This is a genomic window from Nostoc sp. (assembly GCF_036917455.1).
Lineage (GTDB): Bacteria > Cyanobacteriota > Cyanobacteriia > Cyanobacteriales > Nostocaceae > Nostoc.
The window spans coordinates 1-24502 of sequence record NZ_JBALDK010000025.1 but is presented as its reverse complement, the minus strand read 5'-3'; the positions used below and the strand labels follow the sequence as shown (position 1 = coordinate 24502).

At 43.1% G+C, this 24502-nt stretch carries 19 protein-coding genes and 1 pseudogene; 5 read left to right on the top strand and 15 right to left on the bottom strand.

The genetic code is table 11. The annotated features are described in order from the left end of the window. Nucleotides 1-103: 103 nt before the first annotated feature. The 3 genes from V7K42_RS02780 to V7K42_RS02770 form a co-directional block, all read right to left on the bottom strand. Nucleotides 104-427 carry a hypothetical protein gene (locus tag V7K42_RS02780; RefSeq protein WP_334913323.1) on the bottom strand — a complete coding sequence of 108 codons (324 nt, stop codon included), beginning with the start codon at nt 425-427 and terminating at the stop codon, nt 104-106. A gap of 32 nt (nt 428-459) precedes the next feature. Further along, entirely contained in the window at nt 460-894 is a 435-nt protein-coding gene (locus tag V7K42_RS02775) for a hypothetical protein (protein WP_094343743.1), read from the bottom strand. A gap of 214 nt (nt 895-1108) precedes the next feature. Next, the gene (locus V7K42_RS02770) at nt 1109-4093 is read right to left on the bottom strand and encodes a valine--tRNA ligase (RefSeq protein WP_334913320.1); all 2985 of its coding nucleotides are present in this window, start codon (nt 4091-4093) and stop codon (nt 1109-1111) included. A gap of 56 nt (nt 4094-4149) precedes the next feature. On the opposite strand from V7K42_RS02770, the gene V7K42_RS02765 reads away from it, so the two are divergent. The 3 genes from V7K42_RS02765 to V7K42_RS02755 are packed head-to-tail and all read left to right on the top strand — an operon-like array spanning nt 4150 to nt 6856. Next, entirely contained in the window at nt 4150-4572 is a 423-nt protein-coding gene (locus tag V7K42_RS02765) for a GxxExxY protein (RefSeq protein ID WP_334913318.1), read from the top strand. Between the two features lie 47 nt (nt 4573-4619). Continuing rightward, nucleotides 4620-5885, top strand: coding sequence for an MFS transporter (locus V7K42_RS02760; protein WP_334913316.1), 1266 nt, complete (start codon nt 4620-4622; stop codon nt 5883-5885). A 14-nt stretch (nt 5886-5899) separates the two neighbouring features. After that, nucleotides 5900-6856: an N-acetylglucosamine kinase gene (locus tag V7K42_RS02755; RefSeq protein WP_334913314.1), complete on the top strand. Its 957-nt coding sequence runs from the start codon at nt 5900-5902 to the stop codon at nt 6854-6856. 134 nt (nt 6857-6990) lie between these two features. On the opposite strand, the pseudogene V7K42_RS02750 reads toward V7K42_RS02755, so the two are convergent. Together V7K42_RS02750 and V7K42_RS02745 are read right to left on the bottom strand one after the other, a co-directional pair. Further along, a pseudogene (locus V7K42_RS02750) lies at nt 6991-7734 on the bottom strand (dienelactone hydrolase family protein); the annotation flags it as partial. A 90-nt stretch (nt 7735-7824) separates the two neighbouring features. Continuing rightward, nucleotides 7825-11139 (bottom strand): ATP-binding protein, encoded by a 3315-nt coding sequence (locus V7K42_RS02745; protein WP_334913310.1) that lies wholly within the window; start codon nt 11137-11139, stop codon nt 7825-7827. Between the two features lie 587 nt (nt 11140-11726). Here V7K42_RS02745 and V7K42_RS02740 point away from each other — a divergent pair. Beyond that, nucleotides 11727-12827: an ATP-binding response regulator gene (locus V7K42_RS02740; protein ID WP_334913308.1), complete on the top strand. Its 1101-nt coding sequence runs from the start codon at nt 11727-11729 to the stop codon at nt 12825-12827. Between the two features lie 126 nt (nt 12828-12953). Further along, nucleotides 12954-13646, top strand: coding sequence for a response regulator transcription factor (locus V7K42_RS02735; RefSeq protein WP_334913306.1), 693 nt, complete (start codon nt 12954-12956; stop codon nt 13644-13646). Nucleotides 13647-13914: 268 nt separating this feature from the next. Here the strand turns inward: V7K42_RS02735 and V7K42_RS02730 are convergent, their stop codons facing one another. The 10 genes from V7K42_RS02730 to V7K42_RS02685 all read right to left on the bottom strand — a co-directional run bounded on the left by V7K42_RS02730 (nt 13915) and on the right by V7K42_RS02685 (nt 24484). Next, nucleotides 13915-14514 (bottom strand): DUF3455 domain-containing protein, encoded by a 600-nt coding sequence (locus V7K42_RS02730; RefSeq protein WP_334913304.1) that lies wholly within the window; start codon nt 14512-14514, stop codon nt 13915-13917. Between the two features lie 105 nt (nt 14515-14619). Then, complete coding sequence (locus V7K42_RS02725; RefSeq protein WP_334913302.1) at nt 14620-17547, bottom strand: NHLP bacteriocin export ABC transporter permease/ATPase subunit; 2928 nt, start codon at nt 17545-17547, stop codon at nt 14620-14622. A 174-nt stretch (nt 17548-17721) separates the two neighbouring features. After that, the gene (locus V7K42_RS02720; RefSeq protein ID WP_334913300.1) at nt 17722-19965 is read right to left on the bottom strand and encodes an NHLP family bacteriocin export ABC transporter peptidase/permease/ATPase subunit; all 2244 of its coding nucleotides are present in this window, start codon (nt 19963-19965) and stop codon (nt 17722-17724) included. A 2-nt stretch (nt 19966-19967) separates the two neighbouring features. Further along, nucleotides 19968-21410 carry an NHLP bacteriocin system secretion protein gene (locus V7K42_RS02715; protein ID WP_334913298.1) on the bottom strand — a complete coding sequence of 481 codons (1443 nt, stop codon included), beginning with the start codon at nt 21408-21410 and terminating at the stop codon, nt 19968-19970. A gap of 178 nt (nt 21411-21588) precedes the next feature. Then, on the bottom strand, nt 21589-22686 hold the full coding sequence (locus V7K42_RS02710; RefSeq protein ID WP_094342164.1) for a cyclic nucleotide-binding domain-containing protein: 1098 nt from the start codon (nt 22684-22686) through the stop codon (nt 21589-21591). A 183-nt stretch (nt 22687-22869) separates the two neighbouring features. After that, nucleotides 22870-23082, bottom strand: coding sequence for a hypothetical protein (locus V7K42_RS02705; protein ID WP_334913296.1), 213 nt, complete (start codon nt 23080-23082; stop codon nt 22870-22872). 144 nt (nt 23083-23226) lie between these two features. Then, on the bottom strand, nt 23227-23526 hold the full coding sequence (locus V7K42_RS02700; protein WP_334913294.1) for a CTB family bacteriocin: 300 nt from the start codon (nt 23524-23526) through the stop codon (nt 23227-23229). A gap of 122 nt (nt 23527-23648) precedes the next feature. Next, nucleotides 23649-23894 (bottom strand): hypothetical protein, encoded by a 246-nt coding sequence (locus V7K42_RS02695; RefSeq protein ID WP_334913292.1) that lies wholly within the window; start codon nt 23892-23894, stop codon nt 23649-23651. Between the two features lie 23 nt (nt 23895-23917). Next, nucleotides 23918-24178 carry a CTB family bacteriocin gene (locus tag V7K42_RS02690; RefSeq protein WP_334913290.1) on the bottom strand — a complete coding sequence of 87 codons (261 nt, stop codon included), beginning with the start codon at nt 24176-24178 and terminating at the stop codon, nt 23918-23920. A gap of 66 nt (nt 24179-24244) precedes the next feature. Then, a complete protein-coding gene (locus V7K42_RS02685; RefSeq protein WP_334913289.1) occupies nt 24245-24484 on the bottom strand; it encodes a CTB family bacteriocin in 240 nt (79 codons plus the stop codon). Between the last annotated feature and the right edge of the window lie 18 nt (nt 24485-24502).

The following is a 24502-nucleotide window of genomic DNA, read 5'->3' as shown; positions in this document are numbered from 1 at the left end:
GCATACTTATACCAATTCTGTATGAGGTTGTGCTTTATTCACCTACGCCATAAAATTTTTATAGTTGACATTGACTTAAAGCCAATACCCGTGAATAAAATTCTTAAACTGTCTTTGGAGAAAGAATTTCTAAATTTTTACTCAATGTCACTCGGAGGATAATTTGTCCGAGTCTGGGAGCATAAGCTAGAAGTTTAATATCTTTTAAATGATTAAAAAACCGCAGAGACGCTGAGAAGCCAGTGCGTTGCGGTGAATCCAGCGCTGTAGGCAGGTTTCCCAACCTAGGCGACTGGTTTTCCCGTTGGGGGGTTCTCCCCGTTGAAGCAACTGGCGCGGCGCAGAGGCAGAGGAAAAAGGAATAATTTCGATACAAACGGATTTGATCTGAAAGCCTGATTTTGGGGAAAGTCGGCCAAGCTGTCACCAGGCGCTATGCGACTCTCAAAAGCATTGCTTTTAACTTTCCTCTTGGGGATAACCGTTTTTCTCGCGTTTGAGGCTTTCTTCTAAGGCTTGAATTTGTTCGCGACGGGCTTCTAATTCTAAGGAACGCCGCGCTAAGTCTTGGTTTTGCAACGTCAAGGATTGTCGCCAATGTTCTGCTCGTTCGGCTTCGTGCTGCAAAAATTCTGGGGTAATACCAATGGTGAGATAGTTTTGTACCAGATGGAGTACCCAGTTGGTAGCGTCTTCTATTTTTTCAATGTCGCCTGTAGGGGAAAGTTCTACTAAAACAAGTAAGTTCTCACTGACGATCTTTCCCTTTCCTAGCAGAATGAAAGCCTCTTCTGGAATTATCGCCCACAAGTTATCAGCTTCTTGACGCGCCAATAAGCGTAACTGGTGCTGGTCTAAAAAATCGTTTTTACGCACCTGGGCTAGATATAGCATGAAAGTCGCTTCGCTCCAATTCAAAATCACCGAAGTTGAGATCGCCAGAAGTCGGCGCTCCGACTTCTCTCAAAATTCAAAAAAAATTTAATAAAATAATTAACTACCAGAATTGATATTTTGATTTTGGTAATGGGTAATAGCTAATGGGTAATTGGAAATTATTGACACTCCCATTACCCATTACAGTTATCCTAAGCCATGCAGGCGATACCTACGACAATGCCTTTAGGCGATCGCGCAAAATTTCCACTTGTTTCTGTGCTTCTATTAAAGTATCCCGCGCCCCTTGTACCACATCGGCTCTAGCTCTGTCTACGAAACTAGGATTGTTTAATCTGGTACTGAGGGACTGAACTTCTGCTTCAGCTTTACTCAAGCTTTTCTCTAGCTTGGCACGCACAGCTTCAATATCTACCACACCGCTCAGAGGAATTAGCACTTGTATTGTACCAATTACACCTGCGATGGTATTTTCTGGTTCTTGTGGTTGTTCTAATTCTCTCTGCGGGAAAAACTGGCTCCATAACTTAAGTCTCGATTGAGCAGTTAGGAAATTTTGGCTGACAAACCAAGCTGTGTAACCAAAACCAACCATTTCAAAGAAAGTTCCAACGATGGGAATATCATTAATGGCATTTCCCGCAGCCAAACCTAATCTACCAAAGATGATGGCCACGATAATTAAGCCAATTGTCTTTAAACCCCTCTGAGGTTTTTTAACAGCAACAGTTTGGCTTGTTTCTTTGTCAGTAATGGTTAAAGTCTCAACTTTCGCCAAATCTTTAATATAAGACTGTCCAGCAGTGAGAATTTCCCGCTCCTTCTGGCTTTCAGTTTGCAAATTCGCGATTACTTTCAGCCCTGGTTTAATATCCGCTTCAGCCCGCAAATTCCGAATTGTGCGGATAGTAGCAATTAGCAAATCAAACTGTTCTTCTAATTCGGAATCAATTAAATTTGCATCCACCTGTGGATAGATTTGCAATGACAAAGTTTGCGGGGAATCTGCTGATTGTTGGGTGAGAGTTTGCCAAATTTCTTCGGTAATATGAGGCATGAAAGGATGAAGCAGTTTCATAATCCCCTCCAGAACGTAGCCAAGGGTTTGCTGTGCTACCTGCCGCGATGCTCCCTCGGCATCTGCTTGCAATCTGGATTTTACCAATTCAATATATTGATCGCAGAAATCACCCCAAATAAACTCATAGAGTCCTTTGGCTGCTTCCCCTAAACCGTAATTATCGATGTAATTAGTGGTTTGTTTGACAACTTGATGATACCGCGAGATAATCCAGCGATCGCTCAATTCGGTAGCAACTGGGTTCCCCAATTGTTGCGGTGTTTGTCCATCCAAATTCATCATTACAAATCGGGCAGCATTCCACAACTTGTTGGTAAAGTTGCGGGATGCTTCTACAGATGCTGATTCATCCTTTTTGCGATCGTACTCCAACCGGATATTTTGTCCAGCGCCAGCCACTTCTCTAATTAGGGTATAGCGCAGGGCATCAGTACCATATTTGTCAATTAATAACAACGGGTCAATGCCATTACCTTTGCTCTTTCCCATCTTCTGACCTTTTTCATCCAGCACCAAGCCGTGGATGTAAACTGTTTTAAAAGGCATTTGCCCGGTGAAATGACTAGCCATCATGGTCATTCTGGCTACCCAGAAAAAGATGATGTCAAAGCCTGTCACCAAAGTGGTAGTTGGGTAGTAAGCTGCTAAATCTTGAGTTTGTTCTGGCCAGCCCAAAGTCGAAAACGGCCATAGTCCAGAAGAAAACCAAGTATCTAGTACATCAGGGTCTTGTTCAAGCTGGACATTTTCACCAAACTGTGCTTTAGCTTTCTCCCAAGCTTCAGTTTCCGATTTCGCTACCAAAAACGGCGTATTATCGGTAATTTGCCCACCCGTTTCACTGACAGCGTACCAAGCAGGAATTCGGTGTCCCCACCATAATTGACGAGAGATACACCAATCAGTGAGTTTTACTAGCCAATCACGATAGACCTTTGTCCAGCGTTGGGGGACAAACTCTGGGGAAGTTTGCTGGTCGAGGAATTCGAGAGTATTGTCAGCTAGGGGACGAATTTTGACGAACCACTGAGTTGAGAGGAGGGGTTCAATAGGTACTTTTCCGCGATCGCTGTAGGGAACGGTATGCTTATAATCTTCAATCTTCACCAAAAAGCCATCTGTTTCTAGGCGAGAAACCACATTTTTTCTAGCAACAAAGCGGTCTTGTCCTTGAAACTCAACAGCATTGGCGTTGAGAGTGCCGTCTTTATTCATAATATTAATCAACGGCAGATTGTGACGCTTACCCATGTCAAAATCGTTCGGGTCATGGGCGGGAGTTACCTTTACGCAACCTGTGCCGAAAGTGGGGTCAACAAATTCATCGCCAACGATCGGAATTTCTCGTTGTAGAATGGGCAGAGTTAGAGTTTTGCCGATAAGATGTTTGTAGCGATCGTCATTGGGATTAACAGCTACAGCCGTATCGCCTAGCATCGTTTCTGGTCGAGTTGTCGCCACCTCTACAAAACCAGAACCATCGGTGAGAGGATAGCGGAAGTGCCAGAGATTTCCATTAACTTCTTGATTTTCCACTTCCACATCAGACACAGCCGACTGGGAAGCTGGACACCAGTTAACTAAATATTCACCACGATAAATTAAGCCTTCCTCGTAGAGGCGAGTAAACGCCTCGACAACAGCTTTGGATAAACCTTCATCCAGAGTAAACCTTTCCCGTGACCAGTCCACAGAGACACCCAAGCGTCGTAGCTGATTCAGAATCGTTCCCTCAGACTCCGCTTTCCATTGCCAAGCGCGTTCTAAAAACTTCTCGCGCCCCAACTCGTAGCGAGTCTTACCCTCTGTTTTGAGTTGCTTTTCCAGCATACTATGCACAGCAATGCTGGCGTGGTCAGTTCCGGGTAGCCACAGGGTATTGCGTCCCTGCATCCGGTGGTAGCGCACGAGGGTATCAATCAATGCACTTTCAAAGGCGTGACCCATGTGTAAGCTGCCGGTGACGTTGGGCGGCGGGATGACGATGCAGTAGGGTTCGCCGCCTTTGGTGGGGTCAGCTTTGTAAATTTGGTTGTCTTCCCAGAATTTTTGCCACTTGGCTTCGGTGGAAAAGGGGTCGTAGAGACTGGGGAGATTGGGAATGGTTGCGGTCATGCGGGAAAACTAAGGAAGGACTTTTATAAATTTTGCCATAGGGTTGGGGAGGGATTATGGAAACGAACCGCAGAGGCGCAGAGAACGCGGAGGGAAGAGAGTTAGGAGAGGAAATGAAACGGCTTACGGGTGAGGTGATTGGGGCGGCGATTGAGGTGCATCGGGTGTTGGGACCAGGGTTTTTGGAGGAGGTGTATAAGGAGGCGTTAATTATAGAATTTTTCAGGTGCGGGATACCTCATCTGGTTGAGAAGTCGGTAACAGTAAATTACAAAGGACATGAAGTTGGTAAGGGGAGACTAGACTTTTTGGTTGCTAATTGTCTAATTGTGGAATTAAAAGCTATCCAAAATTTAGCCCCAATCCATGAAGCTCAAGTCCTCTCCTACCTTAAAATGACTAATTACCCCCTAGCCCTCCTTATCAACTTTAACGTCCCCCTCCTCAAAGACGGCATCAAACGCATCATCTTCTCTTAAATCCCTCTCTGCGCCCTCTGCGCCTTCGCGGTTCGTTCCCCCAACCTATGAAACACCAAACAACCTCCCCCTGGAAATTCATCCCCACCCTATATTTCACCTCCGGTATCCCTTACATCATCATCAACACAGTTTCCGTAATCTTTTACAAAAAACTCGGAATCGATAACGCCCAAATTGCCCTTTGGACAAGCTTCCTTTATCTACCTTGGGTCATCAAAATGTTTTGGGCCCCAATTGTAGATACTTACTCTACCAAACGCAAATGGATACTTTATACTCAATTTGCCATGTTCTGCTGCTTAGGTTTAATAGCCTTCTCTTTACAACTACCAAATTTCTTTTTCATCTCCCTTGCAACATTAACAATAGGAGCATTTATTTCTGCAACTTATGACATTGCCACAGATGGCTTCTACCTCCTCGCTTTATCTCCAGAACAACAAGCGTTTTTTGTAGGCATTCGTTCACTTTGTTATAGACTTGCCGTAATCTTTGGCTCTGGGATATTAGTAGTCTTAGCAGGACAGCTTGAAGTCTCTCTCAACAACATTCCTTTAAGCTGGACTATTGCTATTGGCTTCTCAGCTTTAATTCTAGCAATCCTGTTTATTTCCCATCGCCTAATTTTACCATTACCTGAATCAGATAACCAAAGGCAAGTACAAGTTAGAGAAGATATGCCATTTTGGTCAATCATTAGCTCATATTTTGCTCAGGATAAAATTATCAGTATTTTAGCCTTTATTTTGCTCTACAGACTTGGTGAAGCAATGCTTGTCAAGATAGCCTCTTTATTCTTATTGGATAAACCAGAAGTAGGAGGCTTAGGGCTATCAACGTCAGATGTTGGGTTAGTCTACGGGACTTTTGGGGTAATATCTCTAATTTTAGGAGGAATTTTAGGAGGCTTACTAATCTCTAAATATGGATTAAAAAAGTGTCTATTTCCTATGGCTTTGGCATTAAATTTACCGGATATATTTTACGTATATATGGCTTACACGAAACCTTCGCTAACATTAATATATCCCTTAGTTTCCTTAGAGCAATTTGGGTATGGTTTTGGATTTACCGCTTTTAGTGTTTATTTAATGTATATTTGCCAAGGCGAATACAAAACTTCTCATTTTGCCATATCAACTGGCATTATGGCTTTAGGAATGATGTTACCAGGTTTAATTAGCGGCTATCTGCAAAAAGCACTTGGTTATCCATTATTTTTTGTCTTGGTCTGCTTGCTTACCATTCCTGGGATGATTGCTATCTTTTTTATACCTTTAAAAGAAGAACCGAAGCGTCAAAATAATTAATATTATTACAGATCATGAGTTATGTTTTAGGAATAGATGGCGGCGGTAGCAAGACTGTTTGTATTTTGATGGATGATTTGCGTCAAGTGTTAGGTCGTGGTGAAGCTGGGCCATCTAATTATCAGAGTATAGGAAGAGAAGCAACTTTCCAATCTATTCAGTCAGCAATTCAAAATGCTTTTGAGGCAGCAATAATTACAAATACTGATAAAATTGACGCGATATGTTTAGGTTTAGCGGGTGTAGGGCGTGCAGCAGATATTGAATTAGTAAAAGATTTAGTTAAAGAATTACAGAATAGCAAATTGCCTATTGTCTGGGCATTGCAACCAGCGAATATTGTAATTTGTAACGATGCTTTAATCGCTTTAGTTGGTGGAATTGGTCAGCCTGTAGGAATTGTGGTTGCAGTCGGCACTGGTTCGATAGTTTTCGGGCAAAATCATCAGGGATATACTAAGCGAGTCGGCGGCTGGGGTTATATTTTAGGAGATGAAGGGAGTGCCTATAAAATTGCGATCGCAGGGATGAATGCAGCATTAAAATCTTATGATGGACGGGAAATATTAACGAGTTTGATAGAGGCTTTCCAACAGCATCTTGATTTGGAAAGTATAGAAGATTTAATAGAAGTAGTATATCGCCGAGAATGGGGAGTTAAACAGATTGCAGCTTTAGCACCAATTGTAGATTTGGCAGCAGCATCAGGTGATGAAGTAGCGAATAATATAATTGATGATGCTGTCAAAGAGTTAGTAAAAGCGACATCTACAGTAATTGATGCAATTTTTAGTTCTGACTCAGCTTTAGAAGTAGTCACAATAGGAAGTGTGTGGCGCGGTAGATGCAAGATCCATGATAGATTTACAGCGTCTATTTGTAAGAAGTTTCCTGAAGTAAAGGTGATTTTTCCGAGATATGAGCCTGCTTATGGTGCTGCTTTGTTGGCGTTGCAGACAATTCAAAATTGATAAAGCATTAACAATTCAAAATTCAAAATTCAAAATTCAAAACAATTTCAGGCGGGGATTTAAACCCCGACTGAAACTGGGGCGACCTGTAGAGGTAGGGGTCTTAAACCCTTTTCTTTACGAGAATAACGTTTTCAGGTTGTAAATATGCGCCCTAAGAAAGTTATTATTTCAGACCAAGCAGAGGTGCTAGCACTAGAATCATAACGATAACCGTCGTCGCGCATGAAGGTATGTTCTGCTTCATACAGAAAAACTTGGTGAGGTATGTTAGCACCTTCGACTGCTTTAATTATAGTTTGGCGATCGCTCTCTGGAATATGAGGATCGAGAGTACCAAACACCATTAGCATCTCGCCTTGAATTTCATTTACCCTCTGGATTGTATCCGCTACCTCTTTACCCAGTTTGCCACTGGGAATACCAGTCGGGTAACAGCAGACACAAGCCCGAATTTCGCTTTGAAATGCGGCGCGGAAAGCTAAATGTCCACCAATACAAAAGCCGAGAGTGCCTATTTGATTTGGAGAAACCGCACTTTCTCCTTTCAGAAATTCAGTCACAGCAAGGCAATCGGCATCATAATCCGCTATGGAGGTTCGACGAGCATCGTCATTTCCCCGCATCCGTCCCAGATCGTCTGGCTCAATTACTAAACCAACTGGCTCAATTCGGTGAAAAATTTCTGGGGCTGCTACTACATAGCCATATCCTGCTAAATAGTTAGCTAGACGAGTTATAGCATCACCTAACTGATAAATATCACTGTAGAAGACAATACCAGGATATTTTCCTGCTGCTTTGGGAGCCGCAACGTAAACACGCATTAAGCTGCCATCTACTCTTAACTCAACGTTGCGCTTAATGATTTGCACTTTTTTGTCTCCGTGTTCTGCTTGCTCTCATTAAAAAAATACTCGAAGTTTTTCCAGCATCAGGATATCCTCAATTCCCAATTTGGTCATTGGTCATTGCACATCTACTTTTTTGGATCGTTTACTTTTTTTGGTAGTCCTTAATGCAATAATTTCTTCAAAGCAGAAGCAGTCTACGAGATTGGTTAGTGCCTCGATCAGGCGATCGTGCTGCTCAGGAATTTGCTTAATCAGCATCAGAACTTCCTTAGCATTTATTCTAAGCGCTGCCTGATGCAGTTGCTCGATCCAGTCGCTGGGCATGACGCTTAAATCTGCAACTGTTAATAAATTAGGTGTGAAGGATGAAGTCTTAGAAGTCCAAGATGCTTTTTCCTGATTTTCTAGTTCATCAGCATAAACATAACGAACACCCAAATATTCAGCCATCTTTTCAAAAATTACAGTAGTCCGAAATGGCTTTCGCACAAAGTCATCAAAGCCTACAGACATGGCTGTTAAGCGGTCTTCTTCAAACGCACTTCCGGTCAAGGCGATAATCACTGGTGCTTGAGCGCCTGCTGCTTTGATATGTTTGGTTGCCTCAAATCCGTTCATAATTGGCATCCGCAAATCCATCCAGATGAGGTTAGGCGAGCAGGTTTGCCAAAGGTCGATCGCAGCTTGACCATTTACTGCCTCATGCACCTCAAAGCCAATGGGGGTTAATAACTCAACCAATAGCTGGCGATTTTCTAGTTTATCCTCAACAATCAGAATGCGATAGCTGGGTTGCCCCTTTTCTAAACCGATAACTTGCCGATTTGGTGCAGGTGTTGGCAAGGTATCCATAATTACTGCACGAGTTCGGATCTCAAAGAGAAAAATTGAACCTTTTCCTAGCGTGCTATTCACTCTGATATCTCCGCCCATCAGCCGGACAAATCGCTGGCTGATGGGTAATCCTAGTCCAGTCCCTTCCTGAGCTTTTTGTCCCGCCTCTGTTTGGACAAATGGCTCAAATAGACGATTAAAGTCAGAGTTCGCAATGCCGCAACCCGTATCTTCGACGCTGAAGTTCAGGGTGATGGGTTCATTCGGTGTGATGTTTTGGTTCAGAGTTTCTACCCGCAAAGTTACTTGACCAATCTTGGTAAACTTTATGGCGTTTCCTAATAGATTAACCAAAACTTGGCGTAATTTACTTTCGTCAGCGCAGATGTATTGGGGAATCGCTGGCGATCGCTCCAAAATGAGTTGTAACCCTCTCGATCCCGCTTTCAATGCAAACATCTGTTGCAGTCGATCCAAAAGCCCGTAGAGGTCAAAATTTGTTTCGCTGAGAATAACTCGACCTGCTTCAATTTTGGACATTTCCAACACATCATTGATTAAGGTCAGTAGGTCTTCGCCACTGCGGTTGATCGTGTCAAGATATTCTTGTTGCTGTGAGTCGAGCGATCGATTTCGCAGCAGCAGTTGGGTAAAGCCAAGGATGATATTAAGAGGAGTCCGCAGTTCGTGGCTCATGTTGGAGAGAAACTGGCTTTTGGCAAGGTTGGCAGCATCTGCGGTTTCTTTGGCTTGTTTGAGCGCGGCTTCGGTTTTTTTCAGCTTGGTGATATCACGAGCAACCCAAAGTACTGTATTGTCAGACAATGGCGAAACACTAGCTAAAAACCAAGTTTCTCGATTCTTGTTGGATAAGTGGTATTCAACAAAAACATTTTTGCGGCTGCCATCAGGGTTTCTGGGTTCTTCTCTCAGATGCAACGCTTGCTGAATGGCATCGATTATTAAATTGGCGATTTCTTTTGGTAAAACTTCATCAACTTTTTTGCCAATGCGATCCATATCAGGTTTGTAAGCGAAGGATTGGGTTAGCACATACTTAGTTTGTACATACTTTTGATAACGACCCTCTGCATCAAAAACTACTACCATATCAGTCATGGCGGCGAACATTAACCGGAGTTCTGCTTCGGATGTTTTTAGTGCTGCTTCTACTTTTTGGCGACCCCTTTGGGCAGCTTCGCTAACGCGAATTTCCCGTTGAAGTTGGGTATTTTTCTCTCCAAGTTCTGTGGTGCGTTGCGTGACTCGGCTTTCTAATTCCTCGTTGGTTCGGGCTAAAGCTAGAAAGGACTCACGCAACTGATGGGCCATAAGGTTAAAAGACTCTGCCAAAGAGTTTAACTCGGTTGTACTGTTCACAGAAACCTTCTGGTCTAAGTTTCCTGAGGCGATCGCTTTGGCTGTACTTCCTAGTTGGAGAATTGGCTGTGTAATCCAGTGAGCGGTAAAAATACCCAATCCGGTTGCGAATGCAAAGGCTACCAGGCAAAGCAAAATTGTAGAACGAGTATTGGCATTGATTTGATCCATGAAATCAGTTTCTGGAACAACCACAACGATTAGCCAGTCCAATCCCTGCTGATTCTTCATTGGGACAATCTGTAAAAATTGCCGTTTACCCTCAATGTCAAAATCTAGTTGTTGTTTTTCGATAATCTGGGTTAAGTCTTTAAAGTGTTGGTGCAAATATTCAGCAGTGTGTCGCGTCAAAGGATCGTTACTTGCGATCGCCTGAACTCGAACCGGATTCTGCGCTGTGATTGGGGCTGTGGGATTTTCAATTACGTAGGGTTGTTGAGTGGCGGAACTGCCAACCAGCAATCCTGTACGGCGTTCTAGGATGAAAGTTTCGCCCGTGCGCCCGATTTTTAGACTCCGCAGATATTGACTAATCCCAGTCAGTGAAAAATCGACAGCAGTAACGCCTAGCAGATTGTCGCCTCGATCGTAAATGGGTAAACTGGCATTTAGTACATATTTTGGCGTGGCAAATAGTCTATAAATTCCACCCCAATTAGCCTTCTTAGACTTAACTGCCGATTCATACCAGGGACGAGTTCGCGGATCGTAATTAGGCTTGGATCTTAAAAGGTTAGTGTAATGTCCCGGTCGATCTGCGGCATAAATCCGAATTTCATTCCCAGTGGACTTGCCTGAAAGTTTCACCTGAAACTGTCCATCATCTGCTCTTTCAACCGCAACGTGTTCTCCATATTTTGACCCAACGTAAACTGCTGTCACCGTGTCAAAGGTCTTCAGTTGATACCAAAGATGTTGTTCTAATGTTGATAATTTTTGGATATTAACTTCACCCAGTTGAATGGCATTAGCATTTAGTTGATTGATTTTATGAGGCGTTTCAACATATATTTGTAAGTACTGCTGGATTCGAGCCGTGATTTCATTTCGGAGTTGAATTGCAACTTCATTGACTGCCCGTTGCCCATTCTGTATGGATAGCCACCCGGTTAGCCCTACAGCTAAAGAAATTTGCAGGATAAACGGCACTACAAGAATGTGACGCAACTGCACATTTTTAGTTAGCTTTGAAACTTGAAGGGTGAGAGGATGCATATCCAAACTCCTGAAATTAAATAGCAATGTTGGGGTACGAATATTTACACAGAAGCTTCTTAATTTTTGTGAATTTTATTTGCATAATTATAGAAGATTAACTGTCTCAGATGATATTACCCTCTTGGGTAATATTGACAAATAATACACAACTTAATTATGTGAGAGTTGGAATTTATCACTCTCTTAACAACTTCAGAATGTCCTAAGTCTTTTTGCTTTAGCAGACACTAGGCGTAGCTGGGTTGTACTGAGCTAATTTTGGACAATCAAGCTAAAAAGCATATAAAAATAAGGTTGTAACTTGATTTTTAATTGTGAAAGAATCATTTAAACAATTAAAGTAAAAAATTTTTATGTACTCAATTTATTTTTAATTACTGCCAACAAAAATAACTTAAGTAGATAGACGGATATCAAGATAACTATATAAATAAATGTAAATATAGCAGCGCTTTTGAAATAACAAATATCATCAATAGATTTGTTACACAGATGGAATTTAGCATCACTTATAATCCACAATTTCTGTACAATACATTATCAGTAACTTGATAATCAACAACTCTCTTAGCCCTTTGAGAAGTATGGAATTAAGCCAATCAGCCAAGGGAGATATTCTCATCGTTGATGACACCCTAGATAATCTTCGCCTCCTATCAGCAATGCTTACCGAGCAAGGATACGAAGTTAGGAGTGTTACCAATGGTTCTATGGCGTTGATTGGCATACAAGCTCAACCTCCAGATTTGATTTTGCTGGATATTACTATGCCCGGAATGAACGGCTATGAGGTATGTCAGCACCTCAAATCGAATCCTCTAACACAAGAGATTCCAGTCATTTTTATTAGTGCTTTAAATGAGGTATTTGATAAAGTGAAAGCCTTTTCGGTTGGAGGCGTTGATTTTATTAACAAACCTTTTCAGATTGAAGAGGTAGTTGCACGAATGGAGCATCAACTGAAACTTTGCCGCTTACAACTGCAACTCCAAGAGCAAAATCGGCGCTTGCAGGAGACAGAAGCAGAACTGAGGCGATCGCTCAATCATCAGAGGGCGCTGAATCAACGCATTGAGGAAATGGTGGCGCTAGAAGAACGCAATCGGATTGCGCGTGACATCCACGATTCTCTAGGACATTCCCTCGTAGCGCTAAATGTGCAAATGGAAACAGCATTAACCCTTTGGGAAACCGATTCCAATCGAGCGCGATCGTTTTTATTAGAAGCGAAAAAATTGGGTTCCGAAGCCCTGCAAGAGGTGCGAGAATCAGTTTCGGCAATTCGCTCCGATCCACTCCACGGACAATTGCTCGAAAATGCGATCGCTAACCTTGCAGAGGAATTCTATCACCTCACTGATGTCTTACCATACTGCAAAATTGATTTATCACAACCGCTATCCGATTCAGTAAATCATGTTGTATACCGCATTATCCAGGAAGGGCTAACCAATATTTATAAACACGCCAATGCTACAGCTGTGCAAATCAAAATTCAAACAACGGCGGCGGGACTATCATTGATACTCCAAGATAACGGCAAAGGTTTTAAATGCGATCGATCTGTAGCAGGATATGGACTCCAGGGAATGCGAGAACGAACGGTTACAGTAAACGCCCAACTAGAAGTTGTCAGTAAACCTGGCGGAGGTTGTCGAATTGTTGCTAACTTTCCCAGAGATTAAGCATTGGGGAAGGAATCTAGAGACGTTACATGTTGTAACGTTTCTGCAAGGGTTTCAGGTAATGCTTCATTCATTTTTGAAGATATCTATGCGATCGTTCATCAAAACCAGAAAGAGATAATTACCATGAAAAATGATAAATCCTCTCCTATTCGCCTGTTAATCGTTGACGATCAGAGTCTCATTCGTCAGGGACTGAAAGCAATGCTAGAACAGGAACCTGACTTGGAGGTAGTCGGTGATGCTGAGAATGGTAAAGTTGCTCTAGAGCTTGTTGCAGAACTCCAGCCCGATGTGGTGCTAATGGATATTCGGATGCCCGAAATGGATGGGCGAACTGCAACAAAACTGATTATGCAAAACTTTCCTAATATTAAAGTTCTCGTCTTGAGTACATTTGATGATGATTCTTATCTAACAGGGGCAATGCGTGCAGGTGCAAAAGGATATTTGCTTAAAGATATGCCTTCAAGTGAGCTAGCAGATGCAATTCGCTTTGGTCATTCTGGCTATACTCAATTTGGGCCGGGGTTATTTGATAAACTTTTAGTTACACAAGCAGCTTCAACAAGCCAAAATTCCGCCTCATCAAAGCCATCAGAAATTACCGCCCGAGAACAAGAGGTTTTATGTTTGATCGGTGTTGGCGCAACGAACCGCGAAATTGCCCAACAACTTTATATTACAGAAGGAACGGTAAAAACTCATGTGACGAGTATTTTAAGCCGCCTCAATCTCAAAAATCGATCGCAACTTGCAATCTATGCAAATTCTGCTCTTAATCAAGAAAAGAAACTAGCCGGGAAGCTACCAGAATAAACCGGAGAGCGATGAACAATTATTATAAAAACATCTCAACAAGGGGCTTATGCCCGAATGGCACGCTTGTAAAGGGAAAATCGTTGAGGCTCTTGGGTGCGGAGGAGCAGGGGAGCGGGGGAGCAGGGGAGCAGGGGAGCAGGGGAGGAAGAAGAAGTTTTAGGTATTGCGTTTGGATATTTAGAAATTCCCCTCTGCAATCCTTACGCTGCATACTCTTCAGCTTAACTTAGTGTCATTCGGGCTTATGCCCCTTGTTTATTAATATTTATTGTTTAAAATTATAAAATAGGTAATCAGCCGTATAATTCACGGGGATTTCTTGGTTTTGAGATGATTTGTCGCACCCTTTAACAGGAGCTTTTCCACCAACTGTATTAATTCGTTGAATCCAATTGACTTGGTGGAAGATACCATTTCCCTGATGAGATTGTGCCTCTAATAATAGCCAGGGAATAGCATCTTCTTGTGGTGCATTTGCCTTAAATTTCAACTTCCCCACAACTTTGCTACCGTCTTTGGCTTCCCAGGTTGGGCCTGCATAATGCTTGCCCAAATCTTGCCCTTGCTCATTCATTAACACGGCATCAGGAGCCTTAAACGTCCACTCATACTGCTCAGGGGATTCTGATTTCGGTTTGCAGATATAGATTTGTGAACCCTTGGCAGATGCTTTCAAAAGAAGTTGCTCACCATTTGGAACTTTTATACTATCAGGGATTGCAGCCACATCTGCTATGGGTTGGAGAGGCTCCATAGTTCCGGCGATCGCAGTTTTGCTCGAAACACCCCAGCCATTCAACATCAGCAGTGAAAACACTAGGCTGCAATTAATCTGAATAATTTTAGAAAAAGTATGTAACATCATGATTTCTCTTTCAACACTAAAGTCTCATGTCTTCACCACATTCATTAGCTAAATAAGTGAATTACGAATTAGGTTAGCCTAGCCCATTACGAATTACGAATTATTTTAAAGCTTTTGTCGCGCCATCAGTTGGGCAAACAATCCTGGTTGATTGGCGAGTTGATTAAAACTGCCTTCTTGGACTACGCGACCATTCTCGAATACATAGATGCGATTGGCGTTGCGAATGGTACTCAAACGGTGAGCGATCGCAATGCGTGTCACCTTCAAACGCTCTAAGCTTTGACTGACGATCGCTTGGGTGCGATTATCTAAGGCACTGGTAGCTTCATCAAATAACAAGATTTTAGGTTTTAATACTAGCGATCGGGCAATCAATAATCGCTGCCGTTGTCCTCCAGATATATTAGTTCCCCCTTCACTAATTACCGTATGCATTCCCATTGGCATCGATTCAACATCCTCAGCAAAGCCAGCCATCCGCGCAGCTTCCCACGCTTCATCCATCGATATCGTTGCGCCACTGGCGATATTTTCAAATATGGAGGCAGATGTCAAGCGGCTATTTTGCATCACAACGCCTAGTTGACGACGCACTGCATGAATATCTAGCCCCGCTAAATCTTGTCCGTCGTAGTAAATTGTGCCAGATTCCGGGACATCAAACCCCAATAATAATCGGAACAGCGTTGACTTTCCACTTCCCGAAGCTCCAACAAAAGCGATAAACTCGCCAGGTTGAGCATGGATGCTAACATCATCCAATGTTAATGGCCCGTCATCTCGATACCGGAAAATCACACGATCCACAACCACTCGCCCAGAAAGCCGACCTGGATCGCTTTTTTCAGAGTCAACTTCCGGTTTGGATTCCAGAATTGGCTGCGCTCGTTCCCACAAAGGAACCACTTGCAAAACATCTATAATTGTGCTGCTGAGACTAGTTGCTCCACCGATAAATGTGCCAAATGCCGCATTAAATGCTAAAAATACACCTGTAGATAAACTCCCTTCTTGGGAATTAGTTTGCTGAAGTAAACTGCTGGCAAACCAGAAGAGAATTGCTGTAGTCAATACAGGCAAGATTTTATTAATTACGGCTAGAGCATCTTCAATACCTTGGGTACTCAGCATCCATTTAATTTGCTGACTATACTGTTTTCCCCAAAAAGCAAAGGCGCGGGCTTCTGCGCCGGCGACTCGTAATTTGCTAACGCCGTTGATTAACTGCACCATCACCCCTGAGAGTTGTCCTTGTAACTCTAGTAAGGGACGAACCTTCCGCAGAGTGTAGATTCCCGAAACTAGAGTAATAGTAATGTTGACAAAAGCAACCAGAGTGGCAATTAACGCTAGCGAACCGTTGTAGTAAAAAAGCAGTCCTAAATTTAGAAATGCAAACAAACTAGTGAAAATACTTCTGAGAACCGTGCTACTAAGCTTTTGGCGGATTTGGCTAATGGCGCTTACCCGTGAATTCAAGTCTCCAGTTGAGTACTGACGGAAGAATGATGCTTTCAGATTCAATAATCGATCCCAGACTGCTGCTTGGGTAGAAGCATCAGCAAAAGTTTCCACCCGCATGATGGCAAAGCCTTGGGCAAGTTGAAACAAGGTGCTACCAAATGCAGTTGCTAGCAGCGCTAAGGCAATTTGCACTAATAAACCGCGATTGGCATCAGGAATCGCACTATCAATCAAGATCGCCATAGCTTGCGGGACAATCATTCCTAATAAACTTGTCGCCATCCCCGCAGCCAAGACAATCAGCAATTCTTTGTAATGTCCTTGGAGAGCAAATTTCAGTAAATCAAGGGTGGTGAGGACTTTATCAGGTAATGGCCGATAGAACGTATACCCAGTGAGCGCCAGTTTAATCGCACTTTTAGCATTAACCGGAGTGCGCGATCGCGCAATTGGATCAAAAATCTCATAGTGTGTATCAGATACAGGCAATAGTGCCACCGGATGGTTATCTTCCATCGTGTAAGCCAGCATAGCACCGCAATCCTTCTTCCACCATTGACCCTGCAAAACAATTGTTCGGGTTCGTAAACGAGAAGCACGAGCGATCGCTTGTAGCGGATCTTGAACTCGTTTCAGGTCTTCAGACTTGGCTGGTGGTAGAATCGTCACCCCCAAAGTTCGCCCAACAGCACCCGCAGCAATCAGCAAAGCTTGGTCAAAATCATTAGCTTCAACTTGAGCAGAAACGCCAATTTGCGGAGATTGCAGCAACGAGGACAACTCGCCCAGCGTCTCCTTCATCACGCGATCGTTGAGGTGTTGTCGTTCCTTAAATCGGTTTAATTCTACCGCTTTTTCCTGCTGTTCCAGAAGAAAAAGGCTTTGTAGAAAATAGACTTGCAGTTGAAAAAGTCCCCGAAACAGAATATTAGCATCCTCAATCTCAGCCGTATTCAAGGTTTCCAACTCGACTGTATCTTCAGCTTGAAACCACATATCGGCGCTCAACGGCAACAATCCTGATTGAGGTGTGACTAACAGTTCCTCAAACCCCATCCAAATCGCGTACCCACGCTGAATTTGCACCCAGGATACAAGCTCCCGTTGTGGTTGAAAAATCTGACCATTGCTAAGTGAGAAATAGCGCATCCCTTCTTCTTGAAACGGTAGTGCATGTGGAGTAACAGAAGACAAAACCAATCCTAGTTGCTCAATCCATCCCTCAATTAAAGTTAGGGCTTCGTCATTGCCAGCAGCGAGAAATTTCTGAAAATCTTTGATTGAGACTTTTAGAAGTTCCGTTTCTTCAATCGACACCGCCAGAAGTTGATACGGCATCGGCAGAGAATCGCTGACGATACCAAACATTGCCTGTCTCGATCGGGTAGTAAATAAATAGCGGCGACTTCCTTCAGCAATTCCCCCTTTCATCGGAACCGCAAACACCGCCAATGAACCCGATTTCACCACCCAAATCGTCTCTGGATCGTTAAGAATAATTGGTTCATTGCCCTTAAACTGATAATACTCTCCCGACAAGGTGGCAATCCGAATTTGATCTAACATATCTATTCCTGCTCCATAAAATTAATTCAAAATCTTGACGGTTCGATAAATAAAGTAATTGTGAATAAAAATTTTGCTAACCTCTTAATGTGTTCTCTGCGCCTCTGTGGTTAAATAAAAGATTTTTTAACCGCAGAAGACGCAGAGAGAAAAAAGAGATTTTATAGGTATATTTCACTTCTCTTGGAGTGCTTCTCCTTCACTGCGGATTAATTGTAAATATTTACCTTCAACTTGCTGTAATTCTTCGTGGCTACCGCGTTGCACCACCTTGCCGCGATCGAAGACAATAATTTCGTCACAATCTCGAATTGTGCTTAACCGATGTGCCACAATTACACAAGTGCAGCCACGCTCCCGGAGTTTCTGATCGATCGTTTTTTCTGCCTCAGCATCAAGCGCACTGGTCGCTTCATCCATCACCAAAATTGCCGGATTATTTACTAAAGTGCGGGCAATTTCTAATCGCTGTCGCTGTCCACCGCTCAAATTAGATGCTCCTTCTGCGAGGTCAGCGTTGTAGCCTCCAGGCATGGAAAGCACTACATCCTGAATGGCGGCATCTTTACAAGCGCGAACCAAGTTACTAAAAGGAACAGTAGAATCCCAAAGGGTGAGATTGTCGCGCACACTACCTGCAAATAGCGAGATATCTTGCTCAACCAGGGCAATTGAATTAGTGAGAATCGATCGCGGAATATGTTTTCTCGGTTGACCATCAAATAAAATCTCACCCGCCCACTGTTCGTATAATCCACACACCAGCTTGGCAACGGTTGACTTACCCGAACCACTGCCACCCACTAAAGCGACTCGTTGACCGGGTTTAAGTGAAAGACTGAGATTTTCAATCAAGGGAGGTGCAGAGCGGTTGTAGCCAAAGGTGATGTTACGGAGTTCAACATAACCTTGGAGTCGAACGTTTGCGGCAGGTAGTTGAGTTGTTGATGCACTTATGTTTTGCTCTACAGCTGGGTCGATCGCATTGCGTAACACATCATCCAATCGACCTAAATTGCCTTCCATTTCCTGGAGTTCACCCGCTAAACTTACCAGATTATTTACAGGTTCTAGAAATCTTTGCATCAAAGCTTGAAAGGCAATGAGCATCCCAATACTGAGTACCCCATCCATTACCCGTAGCCCTCCCACCGCCAGCAAAAGCATAGATGTAATCGAGGAGAGAAATGATGGCAACACACCCAAATTTTGATTAGTTGTATCCATTTCTTGCCGAGCATTAATGGCTTTAGCGTAATAACCTGCCCATCGCGAAAAGAATTCTGACTCTAGCCCGGATGCTTTGAGCGTTTCCATACTTTGCAGTCCAGAAATCGCTACCCCGCTCACTTTGCCTTGTTCTTGCATTAATCGCAAGTTGGCATCGACACGCTGCCGGGAAACCCATCGCCAGACGCTAACATTGACGATGACAAAAGCAATGCCGATCGCAGTCAGAACAACATCATATTGCAGCATCACTAAAGCATAAAAGACAACGGTGAAGGCTGAAATAACTGTAGTTGCTAATCTTCCTGAAAGCAGATTTGCCAAGCTATCATTCAGGCGAACACGGCTGCTAATTTCTCCGGCAAATCGCTGATCGTAAAAACTAACTGGTAAGCGCAAAATATGCCACAAGAATCGGCTAGACATCCCCACAGCTAGCTTAATTTTCATCCGTCGCAGAAATTGCAACTGAAGCAATGTTAAAAAACCATTCAATATAGCTGTGAAAATCATCCCTAAAATTAACGGCCGCAACCAATCACTTCTGCCTTCAATTAAGACATTATCAACAAAGGCTTGGGAGAATGCAGGGATGGCTAATCCGGGAATCACTAACAACAAACCGGCGATCACACAATAAACCAATGCTCCCAGAGAACTCTGCAATCGATCCCATAAGGATAATGTCAGGCTGGGTTTCCGTCCTCCTGGCTGGAATTCTGCACTCGGTTCGCCAATTAAGACTACCCCAGTAAAAGACTGATCGAATTCTGGGAACGAAACTGTCCGCGGTCCGGTGGCAGGATCGTTGAGATAAACTTTGTCTTTGGCAAATCCTTCAACTATCAGGAAATGGTTGAAATTCCAAAAGACAATATAAGGGCATTGTAGTTTGCGTAACCCAGCCAAATCGACCTTAAAGCCTTTCGCCTGCAATCCATAGCTGCGGGCGGCATTGAGAATATTAGATGCTTTACTGCCATCCCGTGAAACACCGCAAGCTTGACGGAGTTCTGCCAGGGGGACAATGCGATCGTAGTATCCTAAAATAATCCCCAGTGCGGCTGCACCGCATTCCACAGCCTCCATTTGTAAAAGAGTGGGAGTCCGCCGACGGCGATCGGGACGGCTGATGAGGCGTTGAATTTTTTTAAATCTACGCCCAATTTGTGATTGAATTTGCCGCATAATCAATACATTCCACTCCACGATCGCAGAATCGGAAATACAAAAGAAATCGGGGATTGTTCATCTATCTTCACGCGCACTGAAGCAGTGGTTCCAGATGTGATTTGGCTATCTGGCCCTTTAGACGACGACCACTGAAAACGGGTTTTAGTCGAAGGATCTGGCTGAAGTTCCGCGAAAACTTGAATTTGTGCTCCTTCTGTGGTTAACCCTTGCAAAACTTCCAGACCGCCAACCACGCTCGATGCGCTGTCCTTACTAACCGGAAAGGCAGAGATACTTGTGACTTTCCCGATAATGCCACCAAAGCGTTCTCGTTTAACGGTAGAAGGAGTGACTTGCAACTCCATCCCCTTTTGAATCTTTTTGCCTTCGCTGACCGGGAAGAATGCCACTCCAACTAGCTTATTCCCAGAATCTCTAGCTTCGATTGTGCCAATGCGAGAGCCTTTTTCCAGGGTTTGTCCAGGAACGGCAGAAAGTTCTAAAATCCGTCCATTGAAACTGCTGATAACTTGGCTATTTGCTTTGATTTCTAATCTTAATTCTGCGATCGCTCGCTGCGTGTCTTGAATCTCTTTTTTCCGATTAGTAGAAATAGTTAAATCTTGTTCTGCTTGCCCAGCAAATTTACTATCTAGTACTGCTAACTGAGCTTGTAGTTCTTTAGTTGAATTTATATTTGCTAAGAATTCTCGTTCTGCATCAGCTTCTTTAACATTAAGTTGTTTGAGTTGCGATTTGATTTCATTGATTCTAGTTTTGCTATTGAGAAATTCCTGTTGCGCCTGAAGAACGGTATCACTCGAAACGGCTCCTTCTTGGCGTAACTTTTGGCGAATTTCAAATCGTTCTTTGAACGTGGGTATTAAATCTCGCGTTGTCTGCAACTGTTCTTGTAAGTTCTGACGCTCTTGCTGAATTGACTCCAGACCTTTACTTCTGAGAATTGGCGTTAGCGATTGGGTTGTTTTGAGAGTTTGCAGGAGCGCCTGACGTTGTTGTGCGATCGCACCCTTATCTAAAACCGTTCGCTGAAGTTGCAAAGAATTGGCATTTTGGTCTTGTTCTTGAAGTTGAGCAAGCTTGACTCGTGCAAGTTTCAACTTATCTTGAAGTTCAGTTTGGTCGATTGTCGCTAGTACCTGTCCTTTCTTCACCTCATCGCCTGTGCGAACAAAGAGCATAAGAATCTGCCCAGAACTAGGAGATTGGAATCCAACGACTTTGCTAGGAAAAACCACTACGCCTTGTCCGGCTACGGTAATGGGAATGCGACCAAAAACACTCCAAGTAAGTCCAACGGCAATTAGAGATCCCATCGCAACCAATGGAATCCACTTCTTTGGTTGAACCACCTGCATGAGTTGATCGAGCCGCTCTGGGGAGGATAAGCGATCGAGTGCTTCTTTGCGAAATAGATTGCTTTTATTGGTCGTCACCATAATGACTCCATTCAATTTGTATATTAGGGATTGGGGACTGGGGACTGGGAATTGAATACTTTAAATTAAGAGCTAAAGACAACAGAGATAGAGATTAGAAATAGAGATAAAGAGTAAATTTTTTCTAATACCCAATCCCTAATCCCCAATCCCCAGTCCCCAATCCCCAATCCCCAATTCAATTACCGCGAATCTGCTTCAACATCCAATCAAATCGAGTCCCCGCTAATGTCACTTGAGCCAAAAAGCTAGAACTCAATTCATCTTCATAAGTCAACCGTTCATCTAAAGATTTGCCTGAGCTATAGTTGATTCTGCCGTAACCCAGACTATTGATAATTCCTTGCTGTTTATCTGCTAACAAAATCGCTAATACTCGATAAAATCGGGCAGCAAACCCTACATCGTGGAGTAATTTGGCAGAAAGTCGCCATCGGGGAATCGATAAGACGATCGCATCCTCAACCGCCCGAATGGTCATCGCGGGTGGACTGGCTTCGACAAAGGGCGTTTCGCCAACTATGTCACCCCGCGATAATCTTGCAAACTCTCGTTCGATACGATCTGTTTGTTCTAAAGTTGAAAAGGCGCGGGTGAGAGGATTGCTTGTATCTTCAGCAATAGAAGCCACCATCTTGCCATCTAACAAAATATAGAGAGCGTCAACGGGTCTTCCGGCCTGAAACAACACTGTTCCCGCAGGAAGTCTCATCGCATTGCCTGCAACAATCATCCAACCAATATCGCTATCATTTAATTCTGCAAATGTAAATAGAATTTCTCGAATTTGTGGCTGAAAAAGCACGACTGTACTTTGGCCAATTTGGCCGATCATCTGCTCTACTCGGTGAGCAAGTAAAACTGCGATCGCTCGATAAAAATGGGCAGCAAAGGTGACATCTTCTTGCAATTTTTGAATCAACTGCTGCTGAGGAATCATCAACACCAGTGACTTTCTCGCGGCTTTGACTGTAGTTGAAGACTGGTACGAGGCTAAAAAGGGCATTTCCCCTACAACTTCACCATTAGCCAGCCGTGCAACCTCTCGTCCTGATAGTTCACCACCTTCAAGAGCCGCAAACGCCCGACCAATGGGATTATCGTCAGATTGAGCAACAGTAACGCTTAATGCGCCATCAAGCAGAATGTAGAGGGCATTAACAGGTGTTCCTTGGCGGATGAGGATCGTACCAGCAGTAATTTCTTCTCTTTGACCCGTTGCCAAGATCCAGTCAATATCGCTATTTGTCAGTTCTTTAAGTAGAACTTCTGTCATAATTTAACTTCCTTGTGTTCTGCTAACGGGAGAGAAATGGGGAGCGGGAAATAATACCAATTCATCATTGAGAAATTCAGATTAAATCTGGTTTGCAGATAATTGCATTTATTGTCTTATTTTGTAGAATTAGTATAATTACCGAACAATCTCCTCATCACGGATCAACCAGATGCATAGCAACTAGAAGCACGGATCGATGTCTGGTGTTTTGTGATTGAAATCAGGAAGCTTTACATCTTCAAGCTTTTTTGCGATCGCTTCAGATACATTGCTATATAGATTGTCGGTAGGATACTCACCTGGATAATGCTCACCTACGGCAATACCACCTGAAAGATTTGCGAGTTCTTGAGCCGATAGCTCTTGTGATTCATTTTGCTTTTTGTTTTCCATTGCCATTCTTTTTCCTTGTCATTTCATCTATGAATAAATTTGTCTAATTTTATGAAAGTGAAGTGATTAATCACATCAAAACAATTTCAGAAAGCAGTTGAGCAAGACTTGTCCAACTGCAATTGATTGATTTGATAAACCCGTTTACGTAGAACCTTCGATTGCAGATATATCTCCAAACAACTCGCCAAGAACTTTTAGATCCTCCGTTGTCGCGTCGGTGATGGTGAGTTGGAACAGAGAAGAGTCTGTTGTCTCTGCATGAAAAGACGACCGTGTTGAGTGACACCCTCGCCTTCGTGATGTTTCTTGGGTAAATCCCCTTGTCGATTTGTGAAATCGTGCAGCCGTAAACTGCAAATTGAAACCACCCGCTACATCATCTAACTCTTCATCCGATAGTTCAATCGCTTCATCTTTCGGAGTAATTTCGTCATCTGACATAGAAACTCCTTTACGTCACGTGTTAAAGTTAAATAAGGCGGAGGGAGTTAACCATGAGCCTAGTAGCAACTCGGTTAACAACCCCTCCTGCTCCTGAAATCCGTCAAACTGAGAAATTCAGATTAAGCTTCAGGGCTAGGAATACCCGCTTCCTTAAACTCTTTAAGATCCTGGTCAGAAAAAACACTCACTTGGAAGGTAACGCTTGTAATACCGCCTTCTTTAGGAATTTCCACAAAACCAAGCTGATAATCTTCGGCATTTGCATTTTTTCCAAATACATCGCTAGTAGCGCCACCTGCAATATAATCAAGTTCTTGATTGGATAGTTCCAGCATTTCATTAGGCTGCACATTTTCTACAATCATTGTTATTCTCCTTGTGGTGTTAATTATGAGCCTAGAAACAAATTACTAGGAATCCCGCTAGGAAATTCTTCTCCAGTGAATTTGATTTCGCGTAAATCTTGTTGAGATATAGTAGTCTCCTGACTGTTGAAAGATGCAATACCGCCATCAGCACCGATAATTACTGCACTAGTTTGCTTATCTGAATAGTTGAAGTTGTGAGCATCAACAAAGCTAAAAGCACCACCAGCAACGTTATCTAATTCTTCAGCAGATAGCTCTACGGCTTTAATGTCGTCAGACATAATGTTTTCTCTTCAATTTGTGATGTGTGCTGTATCAAGCAGAATGCAATATTTAAGTTCTGGTTACTAACTTGCAAGAGTGGGAGTCAAGAAACCAGTTGCTTTGATTTCGTGCAAACTTTGATGAGATATAGCAGTTTGTTGAACGGTAGAAGATGTAATACCGCCATTAGGGCCAACAACGGTTTCACCAGCTTGCTGATCTAATGCATTGAAGTTGTCAGCATTGACAAAGCTAAAAGCGCCACCAGCAACGTTGTCCAATTCTTCAGCAGATAATTCTACGGGCTTAATGTTGTCAGACATGATGTTTTTTCCTTAATT

Excerpts from the sequence above, each read along its gene's own strand:
- V7K42_RS02755 (WP_334913314.1), top strand. The coding sequence starts at position 5,900 with ATGAGTTATGTTTTAGGAATAGATGGCGGCGGTAGCAAGACTGTTTGT.
- V7K42_RS02740 (WP_334913308.1), top strand. The coding sequence starts at position 11,727 with ATGGAATTAAGCCAATCAGCCAAGGGAGATATTCTCATCGTTGATGAC.
- V7K42_RS02725 (WP_334913302.1), bottom strand. The coding sequence starts at position 17,547 with ATGTTAGATCAAATTCGGATTGCCACCTTGTCGGGAGAGTATTATCAG.
- V7K42_RS02765 (WP_334913318.1), top strand. The coding sequence starts at position 4,150 with ATGGAAACGAACCGCAGAGGCGCAGAGAACGCGGAGGGAAGAGAGTTA.
- V7K42_RS02760 (WP_334913316.1), top strand. The coding sequence starts at position 4,620 with ATGAAACACCAAACAACCTCCCCCTGGAAATTCATCCCCACCCTATAT.
- V7K42_RS02695 (WP_334913292.1), bottom strand. The coding sequence starts at position 23,894 with ATGATTGTAGAAAATGTGCAGCCTAATGAAATGCTGGAACTATCCAAT.
- V7K42_RS02775 (WP_094343743.1), bottom strand. The coding sequence starts at position 894 with ATGCTATATCTAGCCCAGGTGCGTAAAAACGATTTTTTAGACCAGCAC.
- V7K42_RS02700 (WP_334913294.1), bottom strand. The coding sequence starts at position 23,526 with ATGTCAGATGACGAAATTACTCCGAAAGATGAAGCGATTGAACTATCG.
- V7K42_RS02705 (WP_334913296.1), bottom strand. The coding sequence starts at position 23,082 with ATGGAAAACAAAAAGCAAAATGAATCACAAGAGCTATCGGCTCAAGAA.
- V7K42_RS02730 (WP_334913304.1), bottom strand. The coding sequence starts at position 14,514 with ATGATGTTACATACTTTTTCTAAAATTATTCAGATTAATTGCAGCCTA.
- V7K42_RS02685 (WP_334913289.1), bottom strand. The coding sequence starts at position 24,484 with ATGTCTGACAACATTAAGCCCGTAGAATTATCTGCTGAAGAATTGGAC.
- V7K42_RS02770 (WP_334913320.1), bottom strand. The coding sequence starts at position 4,093 with ATGACCGCAACCATTCCCAATCTCCCCAGTCTCTACGACCCCTTTTCC.
- V7K42_RS02715 (WP_334913298.1), bottom strand. The coding sequence starts at position 21,410 with ATGGTGACGACCAATAAAAGCAATCTATTTCGCAAAGAAGCACTCGAT.
- V7K42_RS02720 (WP_334913300.1), bottom strand. The coding sequence starts at position 19,965 with ATGCGGCAAATTCAATCACAAATTGGGCGTAGATTTAAAAAAATTCAA.
- V7K42_RS02710 (WP_094342164.1), bottom strand. The coding sequence starts at position 22,686 with ATGACAGAAGTTCTACTTAAAGAACTGACAAATAGCGATATTGACTGG.
- V7K42_RS02690 (WP_334913290.1), bottom strand. The coding sequence starts at position 24,178 with ATGTCTGACGACATTAAAGCCGTAGAGCTATCTGCTGAAGAATTAGAT.
- V7K42_RS02745 (WP_334913310.1), bottom strand. The coding sequence starts at position 11,139 with ATGCATCCTCTCACCCTTCAAGTTTCAAAGCTAACTAAAAATGTGCAG.
- V7K42_RS02735 (WP_334913306.1), top strand. The coding sequence starts at position 12,954 with ATGAAAAATGATAAATCCTCTCCTATTCGCCTGTTAATCGTTGACGAT.